Annotated in this window: 12 protein-coding genes; 7 read left to right on the top strand and 5 right to left on the bottom strand. The window is 29.0% G+C overall.

Going from position 1 to position 15,408, the window contains the following annotated elements; translation table 11 throughout:
* Window positions 1-44 precede the first annotated feature (44 nt).
* From FHG05_RS16530 to FHG05_RS16500, 7 genes are all read left to right on the top strand, one after another.
* Window positions 45-1,166, top strand: a complete 1,122-nt coding sequence (locus FHG05_RS16530; RefSeq protein ID WP_140999219.1) for a hypothetical protein — start codon at window positions 45-47, stop codon at window positions 1,164-1,166.
* 92 nt (window positions 1,167-1,258) lie between these two features.
* Window positions 1,259-2,167 (top strand): nucleotidyltransferase domain-containing protein, encoded by a 909-nt coding sequence (locus FHG05_RS16525; protein ID WP_140999218.1) that lies wholly within the window; start codon window positions 1,259-1,261, stop codon window positions 2,165-2,167.
* Complete coding sequence (locus FHG05_RS16520) at window positions 2,160-3,614, top strand: B12-binding domain-containing radical SAM protein (protein ID WP_140999217.1); 1,455 nt, start codon at window positions 2,160-2,162, stop codon at window positions 3,612-3,614. Before FHG05_RS16525 ends, FHG05_RS16520 begins: the two co-directional genes overlap by 8 nt.
* Complete coding sequence (locus FHG05_RS16515) at window positions 3,604-4,380, top strand: class I SAM-dependent methyltransferase (RefSeq protein WP_140999216.1); 777 nt, start codon at window positions 3,604-3,606, stop codon at window positions 4,378-4,380. The genes FHG05_RS16520 and FHG05_RS16515 overlap by 11 nt, the downstream gene beginning before the upstream one ends.
* Window positions 4,377-5,747 (top strand): B12-binding domain-containing radical SAM protein, encoded by a 1,371-nt coding sequence (locus FHG05_RS16510; RefSeq protein ID WP_140999215.1) that lies wholly within the window; start codon window positions 4,377-4,379, stop codon window positions 5,745-5,747. Before FHG05_RS16515 ends, FHG05_RS16510 begins: the two co-directional genes overlap by 4 nt.
* Before the next feature lie 8 nt (window positions 5,748-5,755).
* Window positions 5,756-7,441, top strand: a complete 1,686-nt coding sequence (locus FHG05_RS16505; RefSeq protein WP_140999214.1) for an ATP-binding cassette domain-containing protein — start codon at window positions 5,756-5,758, stop codon at window positions 7,439-7,441.
* Window positions 7,442-8,494 (top strand): glycosyltransferase family 4 protein, encoded by a 1,053-nt coding sequence (locus FHG05_RS16500; RefSeq protein WP_140999213.1) that lies wholly within the window; start codon window positions 7,442-7,444, stop codon window positions 8,492-8,494.
* On the opposite strand, the gene FHG05_RS16495 is transcribed toward FHG05_RS16500, so the two are convergent.
* From FHG05_RS16495 to FHG05_RS16475, 5 genes are all read right to left on the bottom strand, one after another.
* Window positions 8,491-9,528 carry a glycosyltransferase gene (locus FHG05_RS16495; RefSeq protein ID WP_140999212.1) on the bottom strand — a complete coding sequence of 346 codons (1,038 nt, stop codon included), beginning with the start codon at window positions 9,526-9,528 and terminating at the stop codon, window positions 8,491-8,493. The genes FHG05_RS16500 and FHG05_RS16495 overlap by 4 nt on opposite strands.
* Window positions 9,518-10,273: a phosphorylase family protein gene (locus FHG05_RS16490; RefSeq protein ID WP_140999211.1), complete on the bottom strand. Its 756-nt coding sequence runs from the start codon at window positions 10,271-10,273 to the stop codon at window positions 9,518-9,520. The genes FHG05_RS16495 and FHG05_RS16490 overlap by 11 nt, the downstream gene beginning before the upstream one ends.
* A complete protein-coding gene (locus FHG05_RS16485) occupies window positions 10,245-11,366 on the bottom strand; it encodes a glycosyltransferase family 4 protein (protein WP_140999210.1) in 1,122 nt (373 codons plus the stop codon). Before FHG05_RS16485 ends, FHG05_RS16490 begins: the two co-directional genes overlap by 29 nt.
* 81 nt (window positions 11,367-11,447) lie before the next feature.
* Window positions 11,448-14,660, bottom strand: a complete 3,213-nt coding sequence (locus tag FHG05_RS16480) for a T9SS type A sorting domain-containing protein (protein ID WP_140999209.1) — start codon at window positions 14,658-14,660, stop codon at window positions 11,448-11,450.
* A gap of 21 nt (window positions 14,661-14,681) precedes the next feature.
* Window positions 14,682-15,389 (bottom strand): hypothetical protein, encoded by a 708-nt coding sequence (locus FHG05_RS16475; protein WP_140999208.1) that lies wholly within the window; start codon window positions 15,387-15,389, stop codon window positions 14,682-14,684.
* Window positions 15,390-15,408 lie beyond the last annotated feature (19 nt).

Raw genomic sequence — 15,408 nt, 5'->3', positions numbered from 1 at the left:
TAATTGGAATAGTGTTTCTCAATATTTACAAATGAAAATTACAAATGAAAACTACTTTTAAAATACTATTCTTTTTATTAGTACCAATGCTAAGTTTCGCTCAAAACACTTATTATTTAGAGGGGAAATTAGGAAAATCTGTTATTTTTATGGAAATATCAGAATACGATAACAATTACCTTGAGGGAAATTATTTTTATGAAAAATCATTAAAAGATATTCGTTTAAACGGAAAATTTAAGGAACAATCTTATAATTTATATTTTGGTAATGATTATGAAGAAACTGATTTCGAAGAAAAATTTGAATTGACTAAAGTAAATTCAGATTTTATAGGACAATGGAAAAACAAAGCAGGAAAAAACATCACAGTTACTTTAAAAAAAATTGATTTTTCAAAATATCCTAAATTCGATTTTGATGAAGAAACAGATCGAAATTTAGACGTGATTAAAGTGCATTACATTCGTTTTTCTCGTGATTCTATTACTACTTATAAAAATCAAGAAATGATTTGGTTTACTGAAAAGCATTGCGCTACACCTTTTTTTAGATTAGGAAATACTTTTTCTGAAGAAACAAGAAACATATTAAATCCCATACTGGAAAAGAAACACATTGAAATGACTTTAAACCAATTGAGCTGTTCTTCTCCGTTTAGTTACAATACTGGTGGCGGTATTGAATACAACATTACCATTACGTATTTAGATACTAATCTTTTAGGATATCATGTTTTCCTTTCCTATTATTGTGGTGGAGCTCATCCTGATTTTGGTGGTGAAGGAAATATAATTGATTTACATTCAGGAAAACAGTATGAAATTGATGAAATTTTAGCTTTTGATAAATCGGTAACACCTTATGATCATGAAAATTTTATGCAGTTTTCAGATTATCGAACGAATTTCTTTGGTCCAAAAATATTTGAATTGGTGAATCAAAATGAAAAATTTAAAACTCCTACTGATGAAGAGGATTATTGCGATTATAATGACTTAAGCATTTGGACTTTCCCGCAATGGAATTTTACAGAACTCGGTATTGAATTTACTCCCACATTTGCCCGTGTAATTAGAAGCTGTGAAACGAGTTTTTTAATTCCATTTTCAATGCTTCTGGAATATAAAAATGCTACATTTCCATATGATTTTAAAACAAATTAATCTCATATGTTAATATTTTAATTTCATTATTATTACAGCTGTTGATTTAGTAAATTTGAAAAGACAAAACAAACAACTATAAACAAAAAAACTTGAAAATTTTAAAGCCATTATTGTATTTTTCAATATTTAACCATCCCTTAAAAGAAGAGGAAATTTACCAATATTCTCCTCATAGGGAATTACGTGTCGTGCATGAAGAATTAAAGACTGCACTTTCAAAAGGGATTATTGAAAAAACAGAAGATTTCTACCACACACATCTTTCAAGTGACTGCATCGAAAAAAGAAAAAGAGGAAATCAAAATGCGGCAATTGCCTTAATAAAAGCTAAAAAAAGAGCCCAATTCATATCGCGTTATTTTCCATTTATAGAAGGAATAGCCATTTCTGGCTCCTTATCCAAAGGGTATTTTGATAAAAATAGTGATGTGGATTACTTTATTATCACAAAACCCAATCACCTTTGGACATGTAGAGCTTTTTTAATTTTATTTAAAAAAATATTCCTTTTGAATTCTAGAAAATATTTCTGCATGAATTATTTTATAACTTCTGAATATTTAGAAATTGAAGAAAAAAATATTTTTACAGCTACTGAAATTGCCACTCTAATTCCTTTATATGGGGATACAATTTTTAAAGATTTTTTTAAAAAAAATGAATGGTATAAAGATTTCATCCCCAATAAAAAAACCAATATTGAAACTGTCTTACCTGTAAACAAAAACAGGATAACAAGATTTTCTGAAAAGACTTTTACTAGTCCTATTGGGAACATTTTGGAAAAAACGGCTTTTAAAACAACTTTATTTTTTTGGAAAATGAAGTTTAGACATAAAATGCTTCCTGAAGACTTTGAACTAGCTTTTAAATCTTCTAAAAAAGTATCCAAACACCATCCTTCTAATTTTCAGAAAAGAGTGATTGATACTCTCAATAACAAATACGATTTCATTAAAGAAAACTTTCAAATAGATATTCCTAAAGAACATGTCTAATATTCTTTTCTCTCATTCTTATTATTACAAATTAGACCCTAAACAATGGAAAAACAAAATGCCATTTCCTCCTTTAGGCACAATTTATGCAGCAGCTTTAATGAGAAATAAAGGGCATCAAGTACACTTATTTGACACCAATTTATTAGATTCTCCTAAAGAAATTGAAACCCTTATTACCAATCAAGAGTTTAATTATTTGGTGATTTATGATGATGGTTTTAATTATTTAACCAAAATGTGTTTGACCAATATGAGAGCAGCTTGTTTTGAGATGATACAGATTGGCAAAAAACATAATTGTTGTGTCATCGTGTGCAGCTCAGATGCTACCGATCATTTTGAAGAATATCTAGAGCAAGGCGCTGATTATATTATTCAAGGTGAAGGAGAAATAACACTAGAAGAATTGATTGCTACTTTAGAAAAAGAAAACTCTGTAGAAATCATCAAAGGAATTGCTTATAAAAAAGACCAACAAACACAGGTAAACCCTTCTCGGACTGTGCTTCAAAACCTTGACGAGTTACCTCTTCCAGCTTGGGATTTGATAAATATTGATTCCTACCGTAACATTTGGAAGCAAAGTGGTCAAGAATTCACTTTAAACATAGCCACCACCAGAGGTTGTCCTTACAAATGCAATTGGTGTGCAAAACCTATTTACGGCAATCGCTATAATGCACATTCTCCAGAATATATTGTTGAAGAAATTGCCTATTTACAAGAAAATTTTGGAGTAAAACGATTTTGGATATGTGATGATATTTTTGGTTTAAAACCCAATTGGGTTCAAGAATTTAATACAGCATTACAAAAAAGAAACCTCCATATACGCTATTTTATTCAAAGTAGAGTGGATTTATTATTGAAAGAAGACACTATTGATGCTTTAGCAAAATCAGGACTAGAAGAGGTTTGGGTAGGTGCAGAAAGTGCTTCTCAAAAAATATTAGATGCCATGGATAAAGGAACACAAGTATCCGAAATTTATGAAGCCACACGTTTATTAAAACAAAAAAAAATTAAAGTTGCCTTCTTTTTACAGTTTGGATATTTAACTGAAAAACAAGAAGACATTCAAAAAACGATACAAATGGTAAAAGAACTTTTACCTGATAATATTGGCATTTCAGTATCTTATCCTTTGCCAGGAACTAAATTTTATAATAAGGTAAAAGATGATTTGAAATTAAAAGCAAATTGGAAAGACTCTGATGATTTAGACTTAATGTTTCAAGGTACCTATTCTTCCCATTATTATCGAAAACTACAACGATTTGTTCATAAAGAATATAGAAAAAGTCAGGGATTATATTATTTAAAAAATATCTTCAATTCGCAAATCGATAGCGATAAATTAAAAGCCATTCTAAAACTGGTGTATTATATTCCCAGTGCTTATTGGGATAAAATACAACTCAATACACTAGAAAATGAAAGCTAGTTTTGATAGTGCCGCAGCTAATTATGACCAATCGTTTACACAAACTGCTATTGGAAAACTTCAACGCGAAGCTGTCTACAACATTTTATCCCAATACTTAGTAAATGTTAAAACTATTTTTGAAATCAATTGTGGCACAGGTGAAGATGCCCTTTGGCTCGCATCACAAAACTTCGAAGTTTTTGCTACTGATATTTCTGAAAAGATGATTGCCATTGGTAAAGCAAAAAATGAATTTCAAAATCTTACTTTTTCAACTTTAGATATTACACATCTTTCTTCCTTTCAAAAAGAAGAAAAATACGACTTGTTATTTTCTAATTTTGGAGGATTAAACTGTTTGTCTCAAGATGAATTGTCTTTATTTTTTACTACAGCACCTCATTTTTTAAAAGAAAAAGGCAAAATGGTTTTAGTTGTAATGCCAAAAAACACAGTTTGGGAACAACTTTATTTTTTAGCCAAAGGCAAATGGAGTAAAGCGTTTCGAAGAAGAAATGAGCATGTTTTAGCAAATGTTGATGGAGAAAAAGTACCAACCTACTATTATAATCCAAAAGAAATAGTACATTTAACAGAAGAAACATTGGAATGTGAAGAGTATCAACCGATTGGTTTCTTTATTCCTCCCTCTTATTTAGAACCTTTTTTTAAAAACAAAAAAGGGTTTTTAAAGCTTTTAAGAAAATTAGAAATGGGGATTCGAAATTTTTCGTTTCTTTCCAAATATGCTGATCATTACATTATAATTTTACAAAAAAAATGAGTATTTTATTCACACATGCCTATTATTTATCAGACGATCCTAAGGAACAGAAGATAATGAAGCCTTATCCTCCATTAGGGTTGCTGTATGTGTCTGCTTATTTAAAAAGTAAAAATTTAGAGAATTTAGTTTTTGACACTACGTTTACTTCGCAAGAAAAACAGTTAGAATATATCTTAAGTGAACAGCCGAAAATTATTTGTATTTATACCAATTTAATGACTAAAATTGAAGTCATTAAACTTATTAAGATTTTAAAAACGGAATCATTTGGTTTTCCCAAAATAATCCTTGGTGGTCCAGATGTTTCCTACAATATTGAAAATTATTTACAATCAGGTGCTGATTTTTTGGTAATTGGTGAAGGAGAAGAAACTACTTATGAGTTATGCAATGCTTTACTTCAAAATAAAGATATCTCAACAATTGATGGAATCGCGTATTTAGAGAATAATAGGGTACTTCAAACCGAAAGTCGAAAAAAATTTAAAGAATTAGACGAATTACCTTTACCCAATAGAGATGCCATAGACATGCAAATCTATTTGGATACTTGGAAACAAAATCACGGGCAAAGTTCGATGACAATTTCCACGCAAAGAGGGTGTCCTTATACTTGTAAATGGTGCAGTACAGCGGTTTATGGACAAAGTTATAGAAGAAGACCTGCACATCAAGTGGCTGCTGAAATGAAACAGTTAAAGAATAAATTTAATCCCGACGCTATCTGGTTTGTAGATGATGTTTTTACGGTGAGTCATAAATGGTTGCTTGCTTTTAAAGAAGAAGTACTATTACAAGACGCTGTAATTCCATTTGAATGTATTACAAGAGCCGAACGATTAAACGACGAAATATTAACCGTTTTAAAAGAAATTGGCTGTTTTAGAATTTGGATAGGTGCAGAAAGTGGTTCCCAAAAAATAATTGACTTGATGGATCGTCGAGTGGATGTAAATGTAGTTAAAGAAGCCATCCAAAAAACGAATGCTTTAGGCATTGAAACGGGAACCTTTATTATGCTGGGTTATCCGGGAGAAACAGAAAAGGACATCACCGAAACCATACATTATTTAAAAGAAGCGAATCCAACCCATTACACTATTACTATTGCTTATCCGATAAAAGGGACTTCACTTTATAATGAAATAGAAAATAAAATAACAAAAGCTCCTGATTGGGAAACCTCAACTGATAGAGATATCGATTTTGAACGCACTTATTCTAGAAAATTTTACGATTATGCTGTTTCAAAAGTCGTAAATGAAGTAGAATTTTATAAAAAGAAAAATACGAATGTAATACAAGCTTTAAAGCATAAAACAAAAGCGGTTTTAGCAAGTGGATTGATGTTGTTAAATAGATAGAAAGTAATATGAATATTAAACAAACGTATTTAAATATTAAAAGTGTAATTCCTGCTAATAAGAGACTTAAAATAAAACACTTTATATATAAAAGTATCCTATTCGCTTTTTTAGATTTAATCTCAATTTCCTTATTAATACCTGTAATTACTTTACTTTTTAATCCTGAAAAAATTAAAGAATTAGATGTTAAATATTTTGCTTTTAATTTAGACATATCTTCTTTACAAGTTCAATTATTTCTAGGATCACTACTTGTTTTTTACTTAGCTAAAATTATTTTACAAACTAAATTCAATACTTCTCTTTATATTTTCTTTTATAATTTAGCTACAGAGATAACCATTGAAAGCACTAATAATTTTGTTTTCCAAAGCTATACAAAACATCAGTATTTAAACAAAGGTAAAATCATTCAAGATATTAACACAATACCTGAAGATTTTAGCTGCAAATTTTTATTGTCATTTGTAAATCTACTTACAGAAACAATTGTCATGTCTGCAATATTAATCATTCTTTTAATTGCTTATTTTAAACTTACTTTAATTGCCGTTTTCGTTCTTTTTCTTTTAGCGACATTGATGTATCTAAACAAAAAAAAACAATTAAACTTAATTAATTCAATTTATCAAGAATCGCAAGCAAAATCAAACTCAGAATTATTAAATATTTTAAATGGTTATTTAGAAATTAGAAACTCTGGTAATTATGCAGTGTTTTTAGAACGTTTTAAAAAAGAAAAAAAAATCCTTAACGAAGTTACAGGAAAATTAATCTCTTTCAATTCTAATTATAGCAAATACCTTGAATTTGCATTAATTATATCGTTAGTCTTATTTACTTTAATAAATATTGACAATAAAGATACCATTATTCTATTAACCATTTTTGGGACTTCAAGTTTAAGGTTAATTCCATCAATAAGTAAAATACTTAATGCAATTACATTGATAAAAACTTACAGATACTCATTAGATATTTTATTAAATGACGAAAAAAAGAATGTCATTAACAATCGTAAAATGCATTATGCAAGACAATTCGAATTAAAAAATATAAGTTTTGATTATGATGGTAATTCTATCTTAGAAAATATAAATCTAAAAATAGGCAAAGGTTCTTTCATAGGCATAAAAGGTGATTCTGGAATAGGTAAAACTACACTGTTATACATTATTTTAGGAATTATTAAACCTAAAAAAGGAAATTGCTTTATTGATAATATAAAAATTGAAAATTATGACTTCTTACCTTTTGCTAACTATGTCCCGCAACAACCCTTTCTCTTCAACGGAACCATTCTTGAAAATATAGTTTTAGGACAAAAGGCTAATGAAGTAGATTATAATTATATTTATTATTTATGTAGAAAACTAGATTTACATGATATTATTGAAAAAATGGAACAGAGATACGAAACAGAAATTATTCTCGAAAGCTCTCGTCTTTCAGGTGGTCAAAAACAACGCTTAGCACTTGTTAGAGCCTTATATACAAAACCGTCGTTATTAATTTTAGACGAAGCTACAAACCAACAAGATAAACATTTAGAAAAAAAAATTTTTACTTTCTTAAAAGAATTAAATCAGAAAGAAAACCTGACTATTGTTGCTGTATCACATGACAACGATAATGATATATATTATAAAAATATTTACAAAATAGAAAACAAAAATCTAACACTTTTGTAAATGACTAAAAAAATATTATTTATTGCCCCACTGTTCCCACAAAGTAATGAAGAAGATTATATTGCTCCTTTCATAGCTCAATTTACTACTGCATTTATTGAAAACACAGAGATAGAAATAGATTTAATTAGTTTATTTTTCCCAAAATCGAAACCCTATATATATAATAATGTAAATATATATCCAATTGGTAGTGGTTTTAAAAGATATTACTTATTCTTTCCTTATTTAATTAAAGCAGTATATACGGGTTTTTTACTTTGTAGAAAAAATAATTACGATGGCATTTTATGCTTTTGGTATAGAGAAAGTAGTTTATTAGGAACCATTTTATCTTATTTATTTAAAATCAAACTAAGAGTATGGATGTTGGGACAAGATGCAAAATCATCTAATAAATATCCAAAATTATTAAGATTAAAAGCTGAAGAAATAATTATGATTTCTAAACATCAGAAACTGATATTTTTAAATGACCATAATATTGAAGCCAAACGCATTGCCAATGTATCCATTGATACAAAAAGATTCCCTCCTTTAAACACTGGTAATAGAGAAATTACAATTTTAGGTGTTGGTAATTTAAATGATTTAAAAAACTATTCCCTTTTTATAGATATTCTTAATACAATAAAAAAAGAATACAGTACTATAAAAGCGGTAATTTGTGGAGCAGATACAGGAGATCAAGCTAATCTCGAAAAAAAAATAAGTGATTTAGGTTTACAGAACAACATTACATTTACAGGAAGTATTACTCAAAAAGAAGTTTTAAACCACATGAATAATGCTAAAATATTTCTACACACTTCAAAATTTGAAGGTAGTGGTACTGTTTTACATGAAGCACTTTACTCAGGTTGTAAAGTTATAAGTACTATTCCAATAGAAAACTCGATAGATATAGAGAATTCATTTTTTTATTCTACTAATAAAAAAGATATAGAGAATAAAATTTTAGTATTTTTGAAAAGTGATTTTGAAGTTAAAAGAGTTGAAAAATTCAAAATGGAAGACACTGTAAAAGATATTTACGATTCATTTTATGCCTAACGTAGTTTATTAATAACTACTATTCTTTTTCGCTTTAAGAGTTTAAAAAATTGATTCGATAAATTCCACCCTAGAATTTGATGCAATCCTAAAAACCTAATTAATAGCTTATCTTTTATAGCTAAATTTATTTTCTCCTGTTTTATCCTATTTTTGAAAAACACTAAAGCCTCTTTAAAATATCTTCTAATATTTTTTAAATCTATAACTTTATTTTTATCCACAACCAGAAAAAGGAAATTGTCAACCATAACATCTAAATAATGTTTCGCAATTTTTTCTTTTAATTTACTATCCCCGAGGTGTTTTTTTAAAATAGCAAGTTCCAATTCAAATACTTTTTGACAATCTATTATTCTTTTTGCTTCAATTATTCTTCGGGTTATTGAAGAATTTCTTTTATGAATTTTTAAAAGACTTTTATCCACAAAACAAACTTTATCAGCAAAAAATAAATATTCAAAAACATAAGGCCTATCATCAAACCACAAACCTTTATCAAATTTAATTTTTTTGGCAATATCAGATTTATAAATTTTTCCCCAAACGGTTTCTGAAATTCCATTGGTAAACATCTGAGGAATTAAATCTTTTGTTTTATTGCTATTTAAAACGTAATCCTTCCAACCTGATGTTAACTCAACCATCCCATCACTATTAATAATAGAAAATTTACATATAACTAAATCAGCCTTAGTAACAATCATTTCATCAATACAAGATGAAACCATGTTAGATTCTAATTCATCATCGGCATCTAAAAAAGTCACATAATCACTTGTACATGTTTGAATACCTATATTTCTAGCTTCTGCATGACCTGAATTTTCAATAGTAATAATTTTACAACTATAAAATTCTTCATAGAACTTTTTAGCTATTTCCAAAGAATTATCTGTTGAACCATCATTCACTAAAATAACTTCTAAATTATTATAAGTTTGATTTTTAACTGACTCTAAACATCTTGACAATAATTTTTCTTCATTATAAAAAGTAATAATTATTGACACAAGTGGTTCATCATGCTTCATATTTTATAGCTATTATTTTTTCAATTGTTTCTTTTAATATCAAATTAATTTCGCCTTTATTTTTTGGCGGATTCCAAGTAAGATTTAATATTGAATCTGCTGATACAACGAAACAAAGTGCATTCAATTTATAAAACTCAGCAAAAGCATAAATTGAAGCACATTCCATATCAACATGCGTTACATTTTTTTCTTTAAAATAAGTAAATAACATTTTGGTTTCTCTAAATGGCGCGTCAGTACTCCAACATATACATTCTTTATAGTTTAATTCTTTTGTAAAAAAATCAAACCACTTATCTTTTTTAGGTTGGAAAGAATCTTTATCCGAATATAAATAAGTAGACCCAGAAGTCGAAAATGCATTATTTACAATACATACCTTCTCTTCAATTTCATCTTTTAACACACCTGCTAAACCTATAAAAATAAAATTTTCTACTCCAAAAACTCTCAACTCTTCCATTAATCCTATTATTGCAGGAGCGCCATTACCAAACTCAGAACAATAGACGTAATTTTTATTTAAAATATAATTCTGTCCGAATAATCCTTTTAGTTTCTTGCTGAAAATCCGTTGCTTTTTACTCAAAAGGAAACGACTTAACGATAATATTGCAGTTTTAGGTAAGGTTTCAAAATTGTAACTCTGGTTGCTTTTTTTCCATGCAACAATATCTAAAATATCAAGTATCGATTTTTCATTATAAAATGATTTATTCTCTTTTAATGCTGATAGATTCATTCTCAATTTTTTTAAATATAAACATTATATCATTTGCTATAGCTTCAAAAGACAATTTGTTTTTAAATTGTTCTAATACCTTTTTTTGCAGGATTAATAAATCATTATCTCTTGTTCTTTTTAATTGACAAAACAACTCATCCTCTCTATTCGGTGTAAACAAATAAGCACATGCCCCATCATTTGTCATGTATCGGAATGGGGCAATATTTGTAACCACTGGAATACAACCACATGCCATTGACTCAACTAAAGCATAACCGCTACCTTCATAATGCGAGCCTAATATGAAAAACTCGTTTTCATTATAGATTTCTTCTAATAAATGATGCTCAACAAATCCTTTTACTAATACGGCTTTTTTCAACTTTTCACTATTCGAAATAAAATCTTGAATTTGTGATAATAAATGATTCTCATGAAAAATCATTGTTAAAATAGCATTCTCCTCAATGTCAAGAAAACGTTCGAACGCTTTTAAAATGGTTAATGGATCTTTATTGGCATCCAATCTTCCAACCCAAAGAAAACTATTTGGCTTACGCTTTTCATTCCCAGAAAATTTAAAATGGGTCGAACCTTCCATTACAGAAAAAATTTTATCCTTTGTAAAGATTTTATTTTCATACCAAGGTTTTGCATTTTCAATTCCAGTAAACAAATAACCATCAATAAAATTATCCGAAACTTTATAAATATATTTTTTAATTCCTTTAGGTTTAGGAGCAAAACCATTACTTTGTAAAAGAATTTTGGATTTTGGAAGTATCGCTTTTAAAAAAATTAAATAATGAACAAAACCTAAGCCATGCACTAAAATATAATTGGGTTGCAAAGACTTTATAAACCAATTAAATCGAAAAGGAATCATCCATTTCTTTAATTTTTTTCCTTTAAACAAGAATGCTTTTAAAGGTTTGTCTTCTGAAAACAAACTATGTTCAGTTGTTCTTGCAACAAAATACAAATTAAAAGAAGTTGCCAGTTTTTCAAGATACCCTACAGTACTATAACATCTCTTCAAAACCTCTTCTGGTTTTTTAAAAGAAAATGTAACATAAAACAAATCCACAAAAGTTTTATTCTTATTCATATAATAAGGCTAAAATAAGAATTTATTTGGCACATCAAATAAAGAAAAAGGCTAACCTTACAGTTAGCCTTTTAATAAATATTACTTCTTAACCAGTTTCTTTACAAAACCAGTTCCATTTATCGTGGTTATAGCAACCATATAAATGCCACCTTGATAATTAGAGGTGTCTAATTCTAGTTTAGTCGCATTTACAGTTTGATTGCTATAAATAATCTTTCCATCCATAGCTGTAATAACAATACTATTCATAGCTGCCATATCAGAAGCAATAGTCAATCTATCCGTTGTAGGATTTGGAAACAATACTATTGACTCATTTAAAGTTTTCTCATCAAGAATAGTTTTTTCAACAACTTTAGTTGTACTCATTTTACTAGTCGCAGTACAAACTTCAATTAATGCTGTTACTACTGAACCTGCTTTTAAATGAGCGTTAGGTTCAAAAACAATAGAATCTCCTGCTTTCATCGTTACATTTTGACCATCTACTTCATAACTTGAATTTGCTTTTATCCAGTTCTCCGTTTTGTAAACTATCGTATTATTTGTCTCTGGTGTAGATAATGTTAAATCTGGAGGGCAAGGATTACTAGAACAACTCGGATCGTTTGCTGGTAAAACTTCAACCGTTAAAGTAGTGGTAACTGCTCCACATTGATTGGCATTTGGAGTAAAAGTATAGGTTGTTGTAGCTGTATTGTTAACGGCTGGGGACCATGACCCGTTTATAAAATTAACAGAAGTTGTTGGTAATGTTATACTTCCTCCTGAGCATATAGGAGCTATAGGATCAAATTCTGGAATAATACCATCTGAAACTACTTCAATATTAGCATAAATTTCAACTTCACAACCATTGCTGTTAGTGTAGGTATAAGTAATGGTATGATTACCTACACCAGCTATTGAAGCATCGAAAGAAAAAATTCCATTACTTTCTGAAACTCCATCTCCACTAAAAACTCCATCAATTGGTAAAGCTTCTAAATAACTATCTAAATTATTTATTGTTACATTAGTACAAACTTGATTTGGTATATCAAAGGAACCTCCATTTAAAGAAATTAGACTTACATTGTCCAAATAATAATAGGGATCATTTCTTTTAATACCGTTATTACCAGTATTACAGTCAATAAATGGTACTTGAGGTATAATAAAATCAGGCCCAGATAAAGATGTTAAACCACCAATGTAAAGATATTCTTCTCCAGAATTATTTCCAGTTGTAAAATTTATAACTATTTTCTCCCAAGTATTACGAAAAATGCTATAAGTAGGGTTAGTAAATAACATGTTATCAAGATTTGAAATAGGTAAATAACCAAATCCTGAATAAGGAGGAATCAAATCCCCAAAAAAAGCCTGGAATCTAACTCCAGAATCCCTTACAAAATCACCAAGAGAGACATCAAAAGATAATTGATAAGAAGAATTTGGCAATAAGGAACTAGCAAGTTTGGTTCGTAGTGGTTCTGTAAGTGGTACAACACCACTATTTTTTATAAACATACCTACATAAGCTTTCCCTCCAGAATTATCGTTTTCAAATCCAACAATATTACATGGAACCTTATAATTTATATTTGAATTTTCTTCATGAAAATATTCATTGCTTTGTGATGCCATTGTTGTATGCCATCCACAAACTATACCATTTAATTGACTACTACCAGTAGGCAAACCATTATGTTGTTCAAAATTCCCATTTATAACTAAATTACATGATGTAGAAGTTCCACAACTATCATTATTTATATAAACATAAATATAAGAAATATTCCCTTTTTGTCCATTTGCACTAATTGGAACATATCGTAATAAATGTAGCCCATCAATAGTACTAGAAAAAGTTATTGGAGTGCTATTTGAGCCACTAGTTGTTGGTATTGATGCGGTTGTATCAAAAACATCTTCTAAACATTCAAAACTAATTGCATTTTTATCATTAGTTAATAAATTAGTTAAATTAATATTTGTTCCTGTATTTCCAAAAAATGTATAAACCCCAAAAGAATCAATCCCATCATTAGTTCCTGCAACTGTATTTCCTGTCGTTATACTTCCTCCATAATTTATGGAACTATTTAATACCGCAGAACTTCCATAACTTGTATTCAAACGATACCCTATATCAGACAGAGCATTTCGCTCTTCTGGTTTTAAAAAACGTTTCGTTACCGCTGCTCCAACAGCATTACTCATAGCAAAGTATGAGTTATTTCCTTGATTAGGAGGTGCAATACATTCATCTTCAAAATGACTTAAACTACTTCCTGGTTCAAAACAATTGGATGTATAAACAGGGGTTGTATTTGTAGGTCCAAAAAACTTAATAGCAGTTGAACAAGTGGTTTGATCTGTTACACAACTACTAGTGTTAGGATGCAAAATAGAAGTATTTAAAGAACTATTAAATGAATAATTATACAAAGAACAAGTTCCATTATTTGTAATTATTTTTTGTGTTCCACCATTATTTTTAAGCAAAGAGTCATATCTGCTAAAATAATTATAACCAGTGCCAAAAACAGATTGTCCATTTGCATTGATTAAACTTGTAAAACCTAAAGCATGCGTTACTTCATGCAAAACAACAGTATATAAATCATATTGTGATGTTGGTGCATTTATCCCTAAATTTGTATTCCATATCACACTATTAAAATTAAATGCCATCATACCATGATAAAAATTACCTGAAGAACTTTGGTTCCCATTTGTATTTGTTAGTGGAGAAGCGACATTTATAAATGAATCACTTCCTAAGGTGATGGTTTTCCAAACTTCATTATCAATAATTCCACCAAAATTAGCAGTTGTATTGTAAGGCATTGTATAGAAAGAGGTTGCCAAACCTAAAGCATTGGAAGGAACATTTGGAAGGTTATTTATATTTCTAACCCATATTTTTACCTTAGTTGTATTTCCTAAATCTTTCAAAGGAGTAACTATAAAATCACTTAAATCATGAAATACTCTACAAACTACAGCTCTTCTAGCGTTATGTGATGCATCCCCTTGATCTTCCATACCAGAACCCGTTTCAAAATACAATTCGAAAATTCCTGTATCACATGGAATTGGTATGCTTGAAGTAGCACTTTTTCCTACTTTAACATCTGCTCCTGCTAATAAATCTTTTAATTGATAACTGTTTCCATAATGGTCAAAAACGGTTTCAAAATAGCCGTTTGGGCTATATTTCATCTCCTCAACAGGGGAAATCTGCCCAAAAACAGTTTGCAACATCAAAAATGCCACTAATTGTATAAAAATAAGTTTTCTCATTTTTTTTATTTTTTTAAATGATTACTTATTTTGAACTAATTCTTTTACTAAAGCTTTTAATTCTTCAATTTCCTTAGTTTGCTGGTCTAATTGTTTTTGCTGCTCTATAGTATATAAGGTAAGCTCTTCCACTTTTTCTAATAACAACCTGTTCATTTCTCCTACTTCTATTCCATTTTCTTGTACTTCACAAGCAGAAGGTATATTTTCTAAATGGCCATTTTCTTGAATTTGTTTTTCCACTTCTAGTAAAGAAGGTAATTGGTAATCACTTGCAAATACATAATCGGGCCATGGAGCCGATTGTAATTGCACTTTTAATTCTTCTGCAATAATTTTTCCACCAACTGCTAGTTTGTAGCCTGTTGGATTTAAGTTTGTCCCAATACTTACAGACATATTTGGATTTATACTCATTACTTTATTAGCTCCATAGGCAAAAGAAAAGGAATCATTTGCCGAAATATACATAGCATTACCATATATCCCTGTTCCAAAAGTAATACCTTTTGTTCCAGCTGACATTGATAAAAATGACATTGAATTTGATGGAGAAACTAATTGCAACAATGAATCATCTATTCCAAAAAGACCTTGAACATCATTAGTGCCAATAAGAACTTTATTTCCAGTGGAATAAATACCTGTTGAACTTGTTGTCCATTGTTGCCCAAAAGCAGAAAAAGAAAAAAATATACCGAAGATTAAAAAGTAGATTGTTGTTTTCATAAATTTGTTTGTTTGAATT

The organism is Flavobacterium profundi (assembly GCF_006491645.1).
Taxonomy (GTDB): Bacteria; Bacteroidota; Bacteroidia; order Flavobacteriales; family Flavobacteriaceae; genus Flavobacterium; species Flavobacterium profundi.
This window is presented reverse-complemented; position numbering and strand designations above follow the sequence as displayed.

Excerpts from the sequence above, each read along its gene's own strand:
- FHG05_RS16530 (WP_140999219.1), top strand. The coding sequence starts at position 45 with ATGAAAACTACTTTTAAAATACTATTCTTTTTATTAGTACCAATGCTA.
- FHG05_RS16480 (WP_140999209.1), bottom strand. The coding sequence starts at position 14,660 with ATGAGAAAACTTATTTTTATACAATTAGTGGCATTTTTGATGTTGCAA.
- FHG05_RS16475 (WP_140999208.1), bottom strand. The coding sequence starts at position 15,389 with ATGAAAACAACAATCTACTTTTTAATCTTCGGTATATTTTTTTCTTTT.
- FHG05_RS16510 (WP_140999215.1), top strand. The coding sequence starts at position 4,377 with ATGAGTATTTTATTCACACATGCCTATTATTTATCAGACGATCCTAAG.
- FHG05_RS16520 (WP_140999217.1), top strand. The coding sequence starts at position 2,160 with ATGTCTAATATTCTTTTCTCTCATTCTTATTATTACAAATTAGACCCT.
- FHG05_RS16515 (WP_140999216.1), top strand. The coding sequence starts at position 3,604 with ATGAAAGCTAGTTTTGATAGTGCCGCAGCTAATTATGACCAATCGTTT.
- FHG05_RS16495 (WP_140999212.1), bottom strand. The coding sequence starts at position 9,528 with ATGAAGCATGATGAACCACTTGTGTCAATAATTATTACTTTTTATAAT.
- FHG05_RS16490 (WP_140999211.1), bottom strand. The coding sequence starts at position 10,273 with ATGAATCTATCAGCATTAAAAGAGAATAAATCATTTTATAATGAAAAA.
- FHG05_RS16505 (WP_140999214.1), top strand. The coding sequence starts at position 5,756 with ATGAATATTAAACAAACGTATTTAAATATTAAAAGTGTAATTCCTGCT.
- FHG05_RS16500 (WP_140999213.1), top strand. The coding sequence starts at position 7,442 with ATGACTAAAAAAATATTATTTATTGCCCCACTGTTCCCACAAAGTAAT.
- FHG05_RS16485 (WP_140999210.1), bottom strand. The coding sequence starts at position 11,366 with ATGAATAAGAATAAAACTTTTGTGGATTTGTTTTATGTTACATTTTCT.